This window comes from Pseudomonas sp. B21-053 (assembly GCF_026016365.1).
Lineage (GTDB): Bacteria > Pseudomonadota > Gammaproteobacteria > Pseudomonadales > Pseudomonadaceae > Aquipseudomonas > Aquipseudomonas nunensis.
This window is the reverse complement of sequence record NZ_CP087205.1, coordinates 2,134,537-2,150,067: the sequence shown is the minus strand read 5'-3', so window position 1 is coordinate 2,150,067 and position 15,531 is coordinate 2,134,537. Positions and strand designations below refer to the sequence as shown.

Genomic DNA, 15,531 nt, shown 5'->3' with positions numbered 1-15,531 from the left:
CGCAACTTCCAAAGTAAAGCTATCAAGGAGAGAGATGCATTCACAGGTAATCACCAAAGAAGAAATGACCTGTCCTGTTCTGGAATCAGCTATCCCATCCACTTCAAGCAATCCTTTAGTTGCGGCGCTGGAGCCTGGACACTGCACGGGCGGCCTGGGTGGTGGTCGCCACCCTTGAACGAGACCGCTCCTTCGCACCGTGCAGCGCCAACGCGCTTCTCTCGAAGCACATCGTGGATCGTCTATAGTCAATTGATCTGGATCATGCTTTGTTACATCTGCTACACCATCCAGGCTTTTCTCCCAACGCGACCAAAGGTCGCACCCTTGAGCTAGAGCGACAGGCGTATCATTGCGCCACTGCAACACCTCTTTTTGACCGCGGTCGGCACGTACTGACCGAGGCATTTTTCCACTGCCGTGGGATGCAATGATGAGCAATCAGATTCCGGTACACGACGTTACCCCGCCTGCCAAGAACGCGAACAACAGCGTCGATCTCTACGCCTCTCGAGAAAAGATCTACACCCGCGCCTTCACCGGTTTGTTTCGCAACCTGCGGATGATGGGCGGGGCCGGTTTGTTCCTGCTGTATTTCGGTACGGTGTGGCTGAACTGGGGTGGCCACCAGGCCGTCTGGTGGAACCTGCCGGAACGTAAATTCTTCATTTTTGGCGCGACCTTCTGGCCTCAGGATTTCATCCTGCTCTCGGGGCTGCTGATCATCAGCGCCTTCGGCCTGTTCTTCATTACGGTGTACGCCGGGCGCGTGTGGTGCGGTTATACCTGCCCGCAAAGCGTCTGGACCTGGATTTTCATGTGGTGCGAGAAGGTCACCGAAGGCGACCGCAACCAGCGCATCAAGCTCGACAAGGCGCCGATGAGCGCCAATAAATTCCTGCGCAAATTCAGCAAACACTCGATGTGGCTGTTGATCGGTTTTGTCACCGGCATGACCTTCGTCGGGTACTTCTCGCCGATCCGCGAGTTGACCATCGATTTCTTCACCGGCGAGGCGGATGGCTGGTCGTACTTCTGGGTCGGTTTCTTCACCCTCGCCACCTACGGCAATGCCGGCTGGTTGCGCGAGCAGGTGTGCATCTACATGTGCCCGTACGCGCGCTTCCAGAGCGTGATGTTCGACAAGGACACCCTGATCGTCTCCTACGACCCGCGCCGTGGCGAATCCCGTGGCCCGCGCAAAAAAGGCGTGGACTACAAGGCCCAGGGCCTGGGCGATTGCATCGACTGCACCATGTGCGTCCAGGTCTGCCCGACCGGTATCGACATCCGCGACGGCTTGCAAATCGAGTGCATCGGTTGCGCCGCGTGCATCGATGCCTGCGACAGCATCATGGACAAGATGGAGTACCCGCGCGGCCTGATCAGCTACACCACCGAGCACAACCTGTCCGGGCAGAAAACCCATAAACTGCGCCCGCGCCTGATTGGCTATGCGGTAGTGCTGCTGACCATGATCGGCTTGCTGGTGACCGCGTTCTTCATGCGCTCGCTGGTGGGCTTCGACGTCAGCAAGGACCGCGTGCTGTACCGCGAGAACGCCGAAGGCCGGATCGAAAACGTCTACAGCCTGAAGATCATGAACAAGGACCAGCGCGACCACACCTACCTGCTGGAAGCCAGCGGCCTGCCGGACCTCAAGCTGCAAGGCAAGCGCGAGATCAAAGTCGCCGCCGGGGAAATTTTCAGCCAGCCGGTGGAGCTGTCCAGCGCGCCGGAGCAATTGCCATCGAGCACCAATGAGGTGAAATTCACCCTCAAGGATGCCGATGACGACAGCGTCCACGTTGAAGCCAAGAGCCGATTCATCGGCCCACAAATTCGTTGAGAGAAGTGATCATGCCCGCAGCAACTGCCGCAAGCCCTTGGTACAAGCATCTTTGGCCGTGGATCATCATCGGGATTCTGGCCTGCTCGGTGACCCTGACCCTGTCCATGGTGACCATCGCCGTGAACAACCCGGACAACCTGGTCAACGACAACTACTACGAGGCGGGCAAAGGCATCAACCGTTCGCTGGACCGTGAGTTGCTGGCCCAGACTCTGCAACTGCGCGCCAATGTGCATCTGGATGAGCTGACCGGTGAAGTCGACCTGCGCCTGAGCGGCAACAGCCAGCCCAAGACTGTCGAGCTGAACCTGATCTCGCCGACCCAGCCGGAGAAGGATCGCAAGATCACCCTGACCCGCAGTGAAACCGAACAGGGCCGCTACATTGGCCAGATGAGCGACCAGGTCGAAGGCCGTCGGTTTGTCGAATTGCTGGGCGTGCAGGACGACAAGACCTGGCGCATGTTCGAAGAAGAACAGGTCAGCCACGATAAAGACCTGCTGTTGGGCGATGAGCCGCTGCAAGGTGCGGAAGACCTGAAGAGACCGTAAATCCTGCAAAACCTGTAAACCTGTAGGAGCTGTCGAGTGAAACGAGGCTGCGATCTCTTGATCTTGCTTTTGAAAAACAACATCAAGAGATCGCAGCCTCGTTTCACTCGACAGCTCCTACGGGGATGAGGCCATCCCGGAAGACATAGATCCACATCATGACCACCCCAACCCCGTGCTACCACTGCGCCCTGCCCGTCCCGGCCGGCAGCCGCTTCACCGCCGTCGTCCTCGGTGAAACCCGCGAGCTCTGCTGCCCGGGCTGCCAGGCCGTGGCTGAAGCCATCGTGGCCGGAGGTCTGGAAAGTTATTACCAGCATCGCAGCGAAGCCTCGGCCAACCCCGAATCCCTTCCCGTGCAACTGGTGGATGAACTGGCGCTGTACGACCGCGCCGACGTCCAGCAACCCTTCGTTCGTCACGAAGGCGAACTCGCTGAAACCACACTGTTGATGGAAGGCATCAGTTGCGCCGCCTGCGGCTGGCTGATCGAGAAACACCTGCGCAGCTTGCCGGCAGTGGCCGAGGCGCGGCTGAACCTGTCCAACCATCGCCTGCACGTGCGCTGGGCCGACGCCCAATTGCCGCTGAGCCAGGTGCTCGGCGAACTGCGCCACATCGGTTACGTCGCCCACCCTTATCAGGCCGACCGCGCCAGCGAACAACTGGCCAGCGAAAACCGTCTGGCCCTGCGCCAACTCGGCGTCGCCGGGCTGCTGTGGTTCCAGGCGATGATGGCGACCATGGCCACCTGGCCGGAATTCAATATCGACCTCAGCCCGGAACTGCACACCATCCTGCGCTGGGTCGCCTTGTTCCTGACCACGCCCATCGTGTTCTACAGCTGCGCGCCGTTCTTCAAAGGCGCGATGCGCGACCTGCGCACCCGCCACCTGACCATGGACGTTTCGGTGTCGCTGGCGATTGGCAGCGCGTATCTGGCCGGGATCTGGACCTCGATCACCGGAGTCGGCGAGCTGTATTTCGATGCGGTCGGCATGTTCGCGCTGTTCCTGCTGGCCGGACGATATCTGGAGCGTCGCGCCCGAGAACGTACCGCCGCGGCCACCGCGCAACTCGTCAATCTGCTGCCTGCTTCTTGCCTGCGTCTGAGTGCAGACGGCCAGAGCGAGCGAATCCTGCTCAGCGAATTGCGCGTCGGCGATCACGTGCTGGTGCATCCCGGTGCAGTCCTTCCGGCTGACGGCAAGATCCTCGACGGCCAGTCGAGCATCGACGAATCCCTGCTCACCGGCGAATACCTGCCGCAACCGCGTACCTTGGGCGATGCGGTCACCGCCGGGACTTTGAACGTTGAAGGCGCGTTGACCGTGGAAGTATTGGCCTTGGGTCATGACACGCGACTTTCCGCGATTGTTCGCCTGCTCGACCGCGCCCAAGCCGAAAAACCGCGCCTGGCGGAAATCGCCGACCGCGCCGCCCAATGGTTCCTGCTGCTGTCGCTGATTGCTGCCGCCGCCATCGGACTGTTGTGGTGGGAGCTGGATTCCTCACGAGCGTTCTGGATCGTGCTGGCCATGCTGGTGGCGACTTGCCCGTGCGCCTTGTCGCTGGCCACGCCGACCGCGCTGACCGCCGCCACCGGCACGCTGCACAAACTCGGCTTGTTGCTGACCCGTGGTCATGTGCTGGAAGGCCTGAATCAGATCGACACGGTGATTTTCGACAAGACCGGCACGCTGACTGAAGGTCGGCTGGCGCTGCGTTCGATTCGCCCGCTCGGCTCACTCGGCAGCGATGAGTGCCTGAGCCTCGCGGCAGCCTTGGAAAACCGTTCCGAACACCCGATCGCTCGGGCATTTGGCCGCGCCCCGTTAGCCGCCGAAGAAGTCCTCAGCACGCCGGGGCTTGGCCTTGAAGGCTTGGTCGGTGAGCAACGCCTGCGCATCGGCCAGCCGGGCTTTGTCTGCGAACTCAGTGGCGCCAGCGTGCCGTTGATGCCGGATGAAGCCGGGCAATGGCTGCTGCTCGGTGACAGCTTCGGGCCGCTGGCGTGGTTTGTCCTCGATGACCGTTTGCGCGCCGACGCCCCGGCCCTGCTCGCTGCGTGCAAGGCGCGCGGCTGGCGCACGTTGTTGCTGTCCGGCGACAGCTCGCCGATGGTCGCCAGCGTCGCCGCTGAATTGGGTATCGACGAGGCCCGTGGCGGCTTGCGTCCCGATGACAAGTTGCAAGTGCTGCAACAGCTGCACAAGGAAGGTCGCAAGGTGTTGATGCTTGGTGACGGGGTCAACGATGTGCCAGTGCTGGCCGCCGCCGATATCAGCGTGGCCATGGGTTCGGCCACCGACCTGGCGAAAACCAGCGCCGATGCGGTGCTGCTGTCCAACCGCCTCGACGCCCTGGTGCAAGCCTTCAGCCTGGCGCGGCGCACCCGGCGGGTAATCATCGAGAACCTGCTGTGGGCCGGGCTGTACAATGGGCTCATGTTGCCGTTCGCCGCCCTCGGCTGGATCACTCCGGTGTGGGCCGCGGTCGGCATGTCGATCAGTTCGTTGACCGTGGTGCTCAATGCCCTGCGCCTGACTCGGATGCCGAGCACGCCCAAGGCCAGCGCCACGCCAGAAACCCGCCCGCTGCCGGCCTGAGCCGCGCGGGCATGGAGCCTTCCCATGCCAGCTCTATACGTGATGATCCCGGCGGCGCTGCTGATCGTGGCCATCGCCGTCTACATCTTCTTCTGGGCGGTCGACAGCGGTCAGTACGACGACCTCGACGGCCCGGCCCACAGCATTCTGTTCGACGACCAGGACCCGAACCACACCGCGGCGGTCGATGAGGCTAGCGGCCATCCGGCCAAACCGGACGACAAGGCCCCACCCCATGCTTGAACTGGCGCCACTGCTGGTGTCTGCGGTGATCCTCGGCCTGCTCGGCGGCGGGCATTGCCTGGGCATGTGCGGCGGCTTGATGGGCGCGCTGACGCTGGCGATTCCCAAGGAACAACGCAGCCGTCGCTTCCGCTTGCTGCTGGCCTACAACCTCGGGCGAATTCTCAGCTACGCCACTGCCGGCCTGCTGATCGGCCTGGCTGGCTGGGCGGTGGCCAACAGCCCGGCGGCGATGTTCATGCGCGTCATCGCCGGGTTGCTGCTGATCAGCATGGGCCTGTACCTGGCCGGCTGGTGGAGCGGACTGACCCGCATCGAAAGCCTCGGTCGCGGCCTGTGGCGGCATATCCAGCCGATTGCCAACAAACTGCTGCCGGTGTCGAGCCTGCCTCGCGCCTTGTTGCTGGGCGCGCTCTGGGGCTGGTTGCCGTGCGGGCTGGTTTACAGCACGTTGCTGTGGGCGGCGAGCCAGGGTAATGCGCTTGATAGTGGGTTGTTGATGTTGGCATTCGGGTTGGGGACCTGGCCGGTGTTGCTCGCGACAGGACTGGCGGCCGAGCGCGTCACGGCGTTGTTGCGCAAGCGCAGTGTGCGGATGAGTGGCGGGTTGCTGGTGATTCTGTTCGGGATCTGGACATTGCCGGGGCCGCATCAGCATTGGCTCATGGGACATTAGATCGCAGCCCTGTAGCAGCTGCCGAGCCTGCGAGGCTGCGTTCGGCGGCGAAGCCGTCGTGAAATCAGGCAGTGCGGTGTATCAGGATGATCTGGTACTCAGGGTTTACGACGGCTTCGCCGCCGAACGCAGCCTCGCAGGCTCGGCAGCTGCTACAGGGCGATGGTTGGCAATGACACCGTTGATGCAAATCAAGATGCCCCAACGCCGCACCCCATAGACTCGCAGCCACTGCAAGCCTATCCGGGGGAATGCCCGCATGCTCGACGCCATTCGTTGGGACACCGATCTGATTCGCCGTTACGACCTGTCGGGGCCGCGCTATACCTCGTACCCGACCGCCGTTCAATTCACCAGCCAGGTCGGCACGTTCGACCTGTTCCATGCCCTGCGCGACAGCCGCAAAGCGCTGCGGCCGCTGTCGCTGTATGTGCACGTGCCTTTCTGCGCGAACATTTGCTACTACTGCGCCTGCAACAAAGTCATCACCAAGGACCGCGGTCGCGCACTCCCCTACTTGCAGCGCCTGGAGCAGGAGATCCAGCTGATCGCCTGTCACCTGGACCCTGCGCAGAAAGTCGAGCAACTGCATTTCGGCGGCGGCACCCCGACCTTTCTCAGCCACGACGAACTGCGCCAGTTGATGGCTCAGTTGCGCAAGCATTTCAATCTGCTGGACGACGATTCCGGCGACTACGGCATCGAAATCGACCCACGTGAAGCCGACTGGTCAACCATGGGTCTGCTGCGGGAGCTGGGTTTCAACCGGGTCAGTATCGGCCTGCAAGACCTCGACCCGGCGGTGCAACGCGCGGTCAATCGCCTGCAAAGCCTGGAAGAAACCCGCGCGGTGATCGACGCCGCGCGGACCTTGCAGTTTCGTTCGATCAACATCGACCTGATCTACGGTTTGCCGCGCCAGACGCCCGAAAACTTCGCCCGCACGGTGGATGAAGTCATCGCCCTGCAACCGGACCGTCTCTCGGTATTCAACTACGCGCACCTGCCGGAGCGCTTCATGCCGCAGCGGCGGATCAACACTGCCGAACTGCCAACCCCGGCGCAGAAACTGGAGATGCTCCAGGGCACCATCGAACAACTGACCAAGGCTGGTTACCGCTACATCGGCATGGACCACTTCGCCCTGCCCGACGATGAACTGGCGATTGCCCAGGAAGAATCGACCCTGCAACGCAACTTCCAGGGCTACACCACTCACGGGCATTGCGATTTGATTGGGCTTGGGGTGTCGGCGATCAGCCAGATCGGCGACCTGTACTGCCAGAACACCAGTGATTTGAACCTGTACCAAAACACCCTGGCTTCGGCGCAACTGGCGACTAATCGTGGCCTGCTGTGCAACGCCGACGACCGCTTGCGACGAGCAGTGATTCAGCAGTTGATCTGCCATTTCAGCCTGGAATTCACCGGGATCGAACAGGCCTTCAACATCGATTTCCGTGGCTACTTCGCCGAACTCTGGCCGCAATTGCAGGCGATGGCCAAGGACGGCCTGATCGAACTGGACAGCGAGCGGATCACCGTTCTACCGGCCGGACGCTTGCTGGTGCGCTCGGTGTGCATGGTGTTCGATGCGTACCTGGAACAGCAGAATCGTCAGCGCTTCTCGCGGGTGATTTAGGACTTCATGGCCAGCGACGCCGCCTTGAGGACTTGCTCCGGCGTCAGGCCTGCTTGCTTCATCGCTTTACTGAGCGCGTTGTTGGCGACGATCAAACCTCCGTTGAGGTTGTTGATAAACGCTTGCAAGGCACCGAGCTTGGCTTTTCTTTCTTCGGGGCTCAGCCGTTTATCTTTCATCACTGCCTGCATTTCGGCGAGTTTTTCGGCGATCTGCTGCTGCAATTTACGAATCATCTTCAGGATCTGCTGAATGTTGTCCGGCAAACCGCTTTGCTCGATGTCGCTGTTTTCACCCTTGGCCTCGGCGGCTTTTTCAATGCCGGCACCGGACAGCGACACCTTGATGCCTTCGACTTTAGTCGGGGTGTCGACACTCTGCGCCGTGACATCCGAGTCATTGACCGCAGGAGGTCTGGAGGTGTCGAGCAACGACGATAAGCCGCTGCTACCGGGGTTCAACGTGCCAATGGCGGACATGAATGCGGTTCCTTGCAGGCGATCAGTTGACAGGTTATCGGCCATCCGAGCCGTGGCTTTACACGCCTGCGGCAAAATTGCCGTGCGCTGGCCTGAATGTCCTCCCGTGAGTTACCCTTACGGCTTATGTGTGTTTTCCCACAAGGATTAAAGAAATGTCCGAGCCAGTTAAACTGCGCGCTCACAGCCAGGCCCATTGCAAGGATTGCAGCCTGGCCCCCCTCTGCCTGCCACTTTCTCTGAATCTGGAAGACATGGATGCGCTGGACGAAATCGTCAAACGTGGTCGCCCGCTGAAAAAAGGCGAGTTCCTGTTCCGCCAGGGCGACACGTTCGATTCCGTTTATGCAGTACGCTCCGGCGCCCTGAAGACCTTCAGCCTCAGCGATGGCGGCGAAGAACAGCTCACCGGTTTCCATTTGCCGAGCGAGCTGGTCGGCCTGTCGGGCATGGACACTGAAAAGCACCCGGTCTCGGCGCAAGCGCTGGAGACTACATCGGTCTGCGAAATTCCTTTCGAACGTCTCGACGAACTGTCCATTCAGCTGCCGCAACTGCGTCGTCAGTTGATGCGGGTGATGAGCCGCGAAATTCGCGACGATCAACAAATGATGTTGCTGCTGTCGAAGAAGACCGCCGACGAGCGCATCGCGACGTTCCTGGTCAACCTGTCCGCACGCTTCCGCGCACGCGGCTTCTCGGCCAACCAGTTCCGCCTGAGCATGTCGCGCAACGAAATCGGCAACTATCTCGGCCTGGCGGTAGAAACCGTATCCCGGGTGTTCACGCGCTTCCAGCAAAACGAACTGATCGCCGCCGAGGGCAAGGAAATTCATATCCTCGACCCGATCCAGCTCTGCGCCCTGGCTGGCGGTTCTCTCGACTGACTAGTGCAATTGCGGCTGAGCGAAACGGTTCAGCCGCCGTTATACTGCGACGTTTGCAGCCCTGCCAGGACAACTCGACGATGGTCTTCGACTCCTTCGACATCAAATCCCTGATCCGCCCCGTGATCGACTTCCCCAAGCCGGGCGTGATCTTCCGCGACATCACTCCGCTGTTCCAATCGCCGACCGCCCTGCGCCTGGTGATGGACACCTTCGCCCACCGCTACGTTGAGGCCGACTTTACCCACATCGGCGCGATGGACGCCCGTGGCTTCCTGATCGGCTCGGTGTTGGCGTATCAGCTGAACAAGCCGCTGGTGCTGTTCCGCAAGCAAGGCAAACTGCCGGCGGACGTGCTGGCCGAAGGCTACGCGACCGAATACGGCGAAGCCTTCCTGGAAGTGCATGCCGACAGCCTGTGCGAGGGCGATTCGGTGGTGATGTTCGATGACCTGATTGCCACCGGCGGCACGCTGATCGCGGCGGCGAACCTGATTCGACGCATGGGTGCGCGGGTACATGAAGCGGCGGCGATCATTGACTTGCCGGAGCTGCTTGGGTCGCAACGGCTGGAAGATATGGGGATTCCCACCTTCTGCCTGACGCAGTTTGCGTTGTCGGAAAAGTAAGCGGCGTTTGTAAGGACGCCTTCGCGGGCAAGCCTCGCTCCTACAAGGACAGCGCAAGTCCTGTAGGAGCGAGGCTCGCCCGCGAAGACGTCAGCCGCTACACCACAAAATCACAGACCCATCTGCTTGCTGATAATCTCGTTCATCACTTCCCGCGTCCCGCCGCCAATCGACAGAATCCGGTTATCCCGATACAGCCGCTCCACCAGACTCTCGCGCATATAGCCCAACCCCCCCAGAATCTGCACCGCATCCGTGGTGATGCGATCCGCCGTGTCAGTCGCAAAATTCTTGGCCATGGAAATCTCCTTGATCACGCTCTGCCCCGCCGCCATTTTCGCCGCCTGGCGGTAGGTGAATTCCCGTGACACTTCCAGTGCCGTGGCCATTTCGGCGAGGCGGTGCTTGAGCACCTGAAACTTGCCGATCGGTTTACCGAAGGCCTCGCGCTGACGTGCCCATTTCAGGCTTTCTTCAAGAGCAAGCTGCGCGGTCATATTGGCCATCAGCGCCAGGGCCAGGCGTTCGCTCTGGAAGTTGCCCATGATGCAGGCGAAGCCCATGTTCTCGGCGCCGATCAGATTGCCTACAGGCACCAGGCAATTGTCGAAGAATAATTCGGCGGTGTCCGACGCCCACCAACCCATTTTCTTCAGTTGCCGGCCGACGGTGAAGCCAAGGGTGCCCTTCTCGATCAACAACAGGCTGATGCCGCCAAAACCCGGCTCGCCAGTACGCACCGCGACGGTGTAGAAATCCGCACGCACGCCGCTGGTGATAAAGGTTTTGCTGCCGCTGACCCGGTAGAAGTCGCCGTCGCGCACGGCGCGGGTTTGCAGGTTGGCCACGTCTGAACCGCCGCTGGGTTCGGTGATGGCCAGGGCGCTGATTTTCTCGCCGGACAACACTAGCGGCACCACCCGATCACGTACTTCGGGCCGCGCCCACTTGAGGATCGGCGGCAGGCCAATGTCCAGGGAGCCGAGGCCCGCGACCAAACCACCGGAGCCGCAACGCATCAGTTCTTCGCTGGCAGCGACTTTAGCGAACAGATCAGCTTCATGGCTGCCGCCCAGGTCTTCGGGGTAACCGATCCCCAGGATGCCGGCGGCACCAGCCTTGAGGTAGAGCTCGCGGGGGAAGCTTTCAGACTCTTCCCACTGATCAATGTCCGGCAGAATCTCGCGCTCGACGAAACGCCGGACGCTGTCGCGGACCAATTGGTGGCTGGGGTCGAAGTATTCCTGAAAGGCAGGCATCGGCGAACTCCACTGAAGGGTTCCGCGACGTTAACCGAGCGCTTGCTTGGTTTTCAACAGGATTGTGTTAATCAGGTGGACCGCGGTGCATTCTTCGCGGGCAAGCCTCGCTCCTACAGGTCATGTGGCATTCGCAAATAGGCGGAACGACGCGAACCCTGTAGGAGCGAGGCTTGCTCGCGAAGGCGTCGGCTAAGGCACTACAAAGCGATCGGCTTACGCCCCGCAAACGAATGCGCCAACGTCCCGCCATCCACCAGTTCCAATTCGCCACCCAACGGCACGCCATGGGCGATCCGCGAAGCAACCAGGCCTTTGTTGCTCAGCAACTGGGCGATGTAATGCGCGGTGGCTTCACCTTCCACGGTCGGGTTGGTCGCCAGGATAACTTCGGTAAACGTGCCGGCTTCTTCGATCCGGGCGAGCAATTGCGGAATGCCGATAGCCTCTGGCCCGAGGCCGTCGAGTGGCGACAAATGGCCCTTGAGCACGAAGTAGCGACCCCGGAATCCGGTCTGCTCTACCGCGTAGACGTCCATCGGACCTTCCACCACGCACAGCAAGGTGTCGTCACGCCGGGTGTCGGCACATTGCGGGCAGAGGTCGTCTTCGGTCAGCGTGCGGCACAAGCGGCAGTGACCGACCCCTTCCATCGCCTGGCTCAGGGCCAGGGCCAGGCGCGAGCCGCCGCTGCGATCGCGCTCGAGCAGTTGCAACGCCATGCGCTGGGCGGTTTTCTGGCCCACGCCCGGCAACGTTCGCAGGGCATCGATCAGTTGGCGAATCAGAGGGCTGAAGCTCATGGGGAAAAGTCCGACAAAACAACGAGACGCGGTTTATACCCGCGCCTCTGGCCAGCGTCAAATACTCAGTCCTGGGCGACCCGCACCACCAGTTTGCCGAAGTTGCGTCCTTCCAGCAGACCGATGAACGCCTCGGGCGCCTGCTCCAGGCCATCGACGATGTCTTCACGGAACTTGACCTTGCCGTCGCGCACCCACGGTGCCATGGCGCTGACGAATTCCGGCTGACGATCACCGTAGTCATCGAACACGATAAAGCCCTGGATGCGTACGCGCTTGGTCAGCAAGGTGCGCTGCAATTGCGGCAGGCGATCCGGCCCGCTCGGCGCTTCATAGGCGTTGTAGCCGGCAATCAGGCCACACAGCGGAATCCGCGCCTTTGGGTTGAGCAACGGGATGATCGCGTCGAAGACCTTGCCGCCGACGTTCTCATAATAGATGTCGACGCCTTTGGGGCAGGCCAGCGCCAGATCATTGGCAAAGTCCGGGCTCTTGTGGTCGATGCAGGCGTCGAAGCCGAGCTCCTCGACTACGTAGCGGCACTTCTCGGCACCACCCGCCACGCCGACCACCCGCAGGCCTTTGATCTTGGCTACCTGGCCGACCACCGAACCCACGGCACCCGACGCGGCGGCAACCACCAGGGTTTCGCCGGACTTGGGTTGGCCGATGTCCATCAGGCCCATATAGGCCGTCATACCCGGCATGCCGAGCACACCCAACGCCATCGACGGGCTCGGCAGCCCGGACGGGATCGGAATGATGTTGCGGCCATCGCTGATGCTGTGGCTCTGCCAGCCCGTGGCGCCAACTACCAAATCACCTTCGTGAAACTTCGGATTCAGCGAACGCTCGACGCGACTGACGGCGCCACCGGTCATCACCTCGTCGATTTCTACCGGCGCGGCGTAGGACGGCGCGTCACTCATGCGCCCGCGCATGTAGGGATCGAGGGACAGGTAAAGGGTCTTGAGCAACACTTGGCCGTCGGCCAGATCCGGCAGCGCGATGCGCTCCAGGCGGAAATTCTCCGGGGTCGGCGCGCCCACCGGGCGGGACACCAGGACGATACGTTGGTTGAGGGTCAATGCTTGTGGCATGTGAGCGTCTCCTTTGATCGGTGAATTCAGCGGTATAGGGAGCAGACCTTCGTGGCGGTATGGCGTTCGATGTTTATTCGGGTAGATCGCGCCGACTTCTTCGCGGGCAAGCCTCGCTCCTACAGGATTTTCACTGTCCTTGTAGGAGCGAGGCTTGCCCGCGAAGGCGGCCTCCCTGTCACCCTATCCCCAACCACCAGAAACAAAAATGCCAGGCGCAATGCCTGGCATTTTTTTGTAGCCCATCCGACGCGCCTTGGCGAATCAGAATGGCATTTTCATACCCGGCGGCAGTTGCATGCCAGCGGTTACGCTGCCCATTTTGTCCTGGCTGTTGGCTTCGATCTTGCGCACGGCATCGTTGACGGCGGCGGCGAATACGGCCTCCAGCATCTCTTTGTCGTCTTCGCTCAGGCCTTCCACCAGGCTTGGGTCGATGGTCACGCGCTTGACGTCGTGACGACCGGTCATTACCACGGTGACCATATCGCCGCCGGCCTTACCGGTGACTTCGGCGTTGGCCAGTTCTTCCTGCATCTTGGCCATTTTTTCCTGCATCTGCTGCGCCTGCTTCATCAGGCCGGCCATGCCACCTTTCATCATGGTAATCACCTCAAAGTACTTGGATAAAAACAGTGTCCGGCGACGGTCGCCGAACGCCTTCAGTTATTAGCCCTGACTGACCAGGGCTTCGACAGGTTCAATAGTATCGTTACGGATCACTGCGCCGAACTGCTCCATCATCTGCTGGATTAACGGATCACCGTGGATCGACTCCTCGGCCTCGCGCTGACGGTTCACACGACGGCGGGACGCAGCCTGGGCCGGGGTTTCCTGCTCGGGCTTGATCAGCTCCATGCTCAGGTTCAGCGTACGCCCGTGGAACTGGTTCAACGCATCGTTGAGACGACGTTGCTGGGTCGCGTTGAACAAGGCGCTGTGGGCCGGGTCCAGGTGCAACAGCCAATTGTCGCCATCGACCGCGATCAGCGTGCAGTTGGCGGCGATGCTGCCGGTCATGCCGGAAATCGGCAGTTTCGGGAACAGCTCCAGCCATTGCAGCGCCAGACCGGTGGCCGGCATCGCGGCCGGTTCTGGCTCAGGCTCAGGCGTCGGCTCGGCGGTATGCTCGCTGGCCAGTTCGTCAAGGTAGCTGTAGGCCGAGTCGATGTCCGGCTCGATGTAATCCTCGTCCAGCGGCGGCTCGTCATCCAGATCGATACCCGGCGTGGCGGCGTCGACTTCGGCCACGGACGGCTCGGGAATTGGCGCAGCGGCCCATTCCGGCGCGTCCGGCACCACGCTGTCAGGCGTGGGCATCGGCATCGGTGGCAATTCGGGTTGTTCGCTGGCGGTTTCCAGTACGGGCTCGACCACGGGCTGCTGAACGACTTCGGGTTCAACCGGGTCATTCCACGGCAGATCGACAACGGCTTCGACCGCCACCGCTTCCACCACAGGCTCTGGCGCGACCACTGGCGCAACCGGTTCAGGTTCAGGCTCGGGCTCAGGGACCGGCGCAACAACCGGTGCAGGCACAATCGGGGCAACTGCCGCAGGGGCTACCGGCGCGACTTTAGGCGCGGTAGCCACTGAATTTGCGGAATCAACTGTGGCCTGGCTGATCCCCACTGGCTTTAGCGGCTGCCTCGGGGCATCTGCCGTATCCGCCGGCCGGAACGCCAGCATGCGCAGCAGGACCATTTCGAAACCACCGCGCGGGTCGGGTGCCAGCGGCAAATCGCGGCGCCCGATCAGGCCCATCTGGTAATAAAACTGCACGTCTTCGGCCGGCAACGCCTGGGCCAGTGCCAGCACCCGATCACGGTCGCCGTGACCGTTGTCGACGCCTTCAGGCAAGGCCTGGGCGATGGCGACACGGTGCAACACGTTGAGAATTTCCGAGAGCACGCCGTTCCAGTCCGGGCCTTGTTCGGCCAGATGACGGACGGCTTCGAGCAACGCCTTGGCGTCGCCCTCGATCAGCGAATGCAGGACATCAAACACCTGGCCATGATCCAGCGTGCCGAGCATGGCGCGCACGTCAGCGGCCATGACCTTGCCTTCACCGAAGGCGATGGCCTGGTCGGTGAGGCTCATGGCGTCACGCATCGAACCGTCGGCGGCGCGACCGAGCAACCACAGTGCATCGTCTTCGAACGGCACCTGCTCGACACCCAGTACGTGGGTCAAATGCTCGACCACACGTTCCGGCGTCATGTTCTTCAGGGAGAACTGCAGGCATCGGGAAAGAATCGTTGCCGGAAGTTTCTGCGGATCGGTGGTCGCCAGGATGAACTTGACGTAGGGCGGCGGCTCTTCGAGGGTTTTCAACAGCGCATTGAAGGAATGGCTGGAGAGCATGTGCACTTCGTCGATCAGGTAGACCTTGAAGCGCCCACGGCTCGGGGCGTACTGCACGTTGTCGAGCAGTTCGCGGGTATCTTCGACCTTGGTCCGGCTCGCGGCGTCGATCTCGATCAGGTCGACAAAGCGCCCTTCATCGATCTCGCGGCACACCGAGCACTCGCCGCAAGGCGTTGAAGTGATACCTGTTTCACAGTTCAGGCATTTGGCGATGATTCGTGCGATGGTGGTCTTGCCAACGCCACGGGTCCCGGTAAACAGGTAGGCGTGATGCAGCCGCTGGCTGTCCAAGGCATTGATCAGAGCCTTGAGCACATGGGTCTGGCCGACCATTTCGCGGAACGAGCGCGGACGCCATTTACGTGCAAGAACCTGATAACTCATCGAAAACCGTCGCAACTAAGGAACAGAAGCGGCTAATGCTAGCGGAGCAG

14 protein-coding genes are annotated in these 15,531 nt (G+C 61.4%); 8 read left to right on the top strand and 6 right to left on the bottom strand.

The features are described from left to right. Window positions 1–433 precede the first annotated feature (433 nt). The 6 genes from ccoG to hemN all read left to right on the top strand — a co-directional run bounded on the left by ccoG (window position 434) and on the right by hemN (window position 7,573). Window positions 434–1,849, top strand: coding sequence for a cytochrome c oxidase accessory protein CcoG (gene ccoG, locus LOY68_RS09850; protein ID WP_163909223.1), 1,416 nt, complete (start codon window positions 434–436; stop codon window positions 1,847–1,849). An 11-nt stretch (window positions 1,850–1,860) separates the two neighbouring features. After that, a complete protein-coding gene (locus LOY68_RS09845; RefSeq protein ID WP_163909222.1) occupies window positions 1,861–2,403 on the top strand; it encodes a FixH family protein in 543 nt (180 codons plus the stop codon). A gap of 158 nt (window positions 2,404–2,561) precedes the next feature. Next, complete coding sequence (locus tag LOY68_RS09840; RefSeq protein ID WP_163909221.1) at window positions 2,562–5,012, top strand: heavy metal translocating P-type ATPase; 2,451 nt, start codon at window positions 2,562–2,564, stop codon at window positions 5,010–5,012. Between the two features lie 24 nt (window positions 5,013–5,036). Beyond that, complete coding sequence (gene ccoS / locus LOY68_RS09835; protein WP_047531427.1) at window positions 5,037–5,255, top strand: cbb3-type cytochrome oxidase assembly protein CcoS; 219 nt, start codon at window positions 5,037–5,039, stop codon at window positions 5,253–5,255. After that, window positions 5,248–5,931 carry a sulfite exporter TauE/SafE family protein gene (locus tag LOY68_RS09830; RefSeq protein ID WP_054615626.1) on the top strand — a complete coding sequence of 228 codons (684 nt, stop codon included), beginning with the start codon at window positions 5,248–5,250 and terminating at the stop codon, window positions 5,929–5,931. Before ccoS ends, LOY68_RS09830 begins: the two co-directional genes overlap by 8 nt. Window positions 5,932–6,190: 259 nt before the next feature. Next, entirely contained in the window at window positions 6,191–7,573 is a 1,383-nt protein-coding gene (gene hemN / locus LOY68_RS09825; protein WP_163909220.1) for an oxygen-independent coproporphyrinogen III oxidase, read from the top strand. On the opposite strand, the gene LOY68_RS09820 is transcribed toward hemN, so the two are convergent. After that, complete coding sequence (locus tag LOY68_RS09820) at window positions 7,570–8,052, bottom strand: hypothetical protein (RefSeq protein WP_265044296.1); 483 nt, start codon at window positions 8,050–8,052, stop codon at window positions 7,570–7,572. The genes hemN and LOY68_RS09820 overlap by 4 nt on opposite strands. A gap of 155 nt (window positions 8,053–8,207) precedes the next feature. Here LOY68_RS09820 and fnr point away from each other — a divergent pair, with 155 nt between their 5' ends. Both fnr and LOY68_RS09810 read left to right on the top strand, forming a co-directional pair. Beyond that, on the top strand, window positions 8,208–8,939 hold the full coding sequence (gene fnr, locus LOY68_RS09815) for a fumarate/nitrate reduction transcriptional regulator Fnr (protein ID WP_054615628.1): 732 nt from the start codon (window positions 8,208–8,210) through the stop codon (window positions 8,937–8,939). An 80-nt stretch (window positions 8,940–9,019) separates the two neighbouring features. Further along, window positions 9,020–9,568, top strand: a complete 549-nt coding sequence (locus LOY68_RS09810) for an adenine phosphoribosyltransferase (protein WP_054054065.1) — start codon at window positions 9,020–9,022, stop codon at window positions 9,566–9,568. Between the two features lie 110 nt (window positions 9,569–9,678). Here LOY68_RS09810 and LOY68_RS09805 read toward each other — a convergent pair whose 3' ends face one another. From LOY68_RS09805 to dnaX, 5 genes are all read right to left on the bottom strand, one after another. Then, entirely contained in the window at window positions 9,679–10,827 is a 1,149-nt protein-coding gene (locus tag LOY68_RS09805) for an acyl-CoA dehydrogenase family protein (RefSeq protein WP_265044295.1), read from the bottom strand. Window positions 10,828–11,027: 200 nt separating this feature from the next. Further along, window positions 11,028–11,630 carry a recombination mediator RecR gene (gene recR, locus LOY68_RS09800; RefSeq protein ID WP_163909218.1) on the bottom strand — a complete coding sequence of 201 codons (603 nt, stop codon included), beginning with the start codon at window positions 11,628–11,630 and terminating at the stop codon, window positions 11,028–11,030. 65 nt (window positions 11,631–11,695) lie between these two features. Beyond that, window positions 11,696–12,730 (bottom strand): NADP-dependent oxidoreductase, encoded by a 1,035-nt coding sequence (locus LOY68_RS09795; protein ID WP_163909217.1) that lies wholly within the window; start codon window positions 12,728–12,730, stop codon window positions 11,696–11,698. A 264-nt stretch (window positions 12,731–12,994) separates the two neighbouring features. Continuing rightward, complete coding sequence (locus LOY68_RS09790; protein WP_054054057.1) at window positions 12,995–13,333, bottom strand: YbaB/EbfC family nucleoid-associated protein; 339 nt, start codon at window positions 13,331–13,333, stop codon at window positions 12,995–12,997. Between the two features lie 66 nt (window positions 13,334–13,399). After that, window positions 13,400–15,481 carry a DNA polymerase III subunit gamma/tau gene (gene dnaX, locus LOY68_RS09785; RefSeq protein ID WP_265044294.1) on the bottom strand — a complete coding sequence of 694 codons (2,082 nt, stop codon included), beginning with the start codon at window positions 15,479–15,481 and terminating at the stop codon, window positions 13,400–13,402. Window positions 15,482–15,531 lie beyond the last annotated feature (50 nt).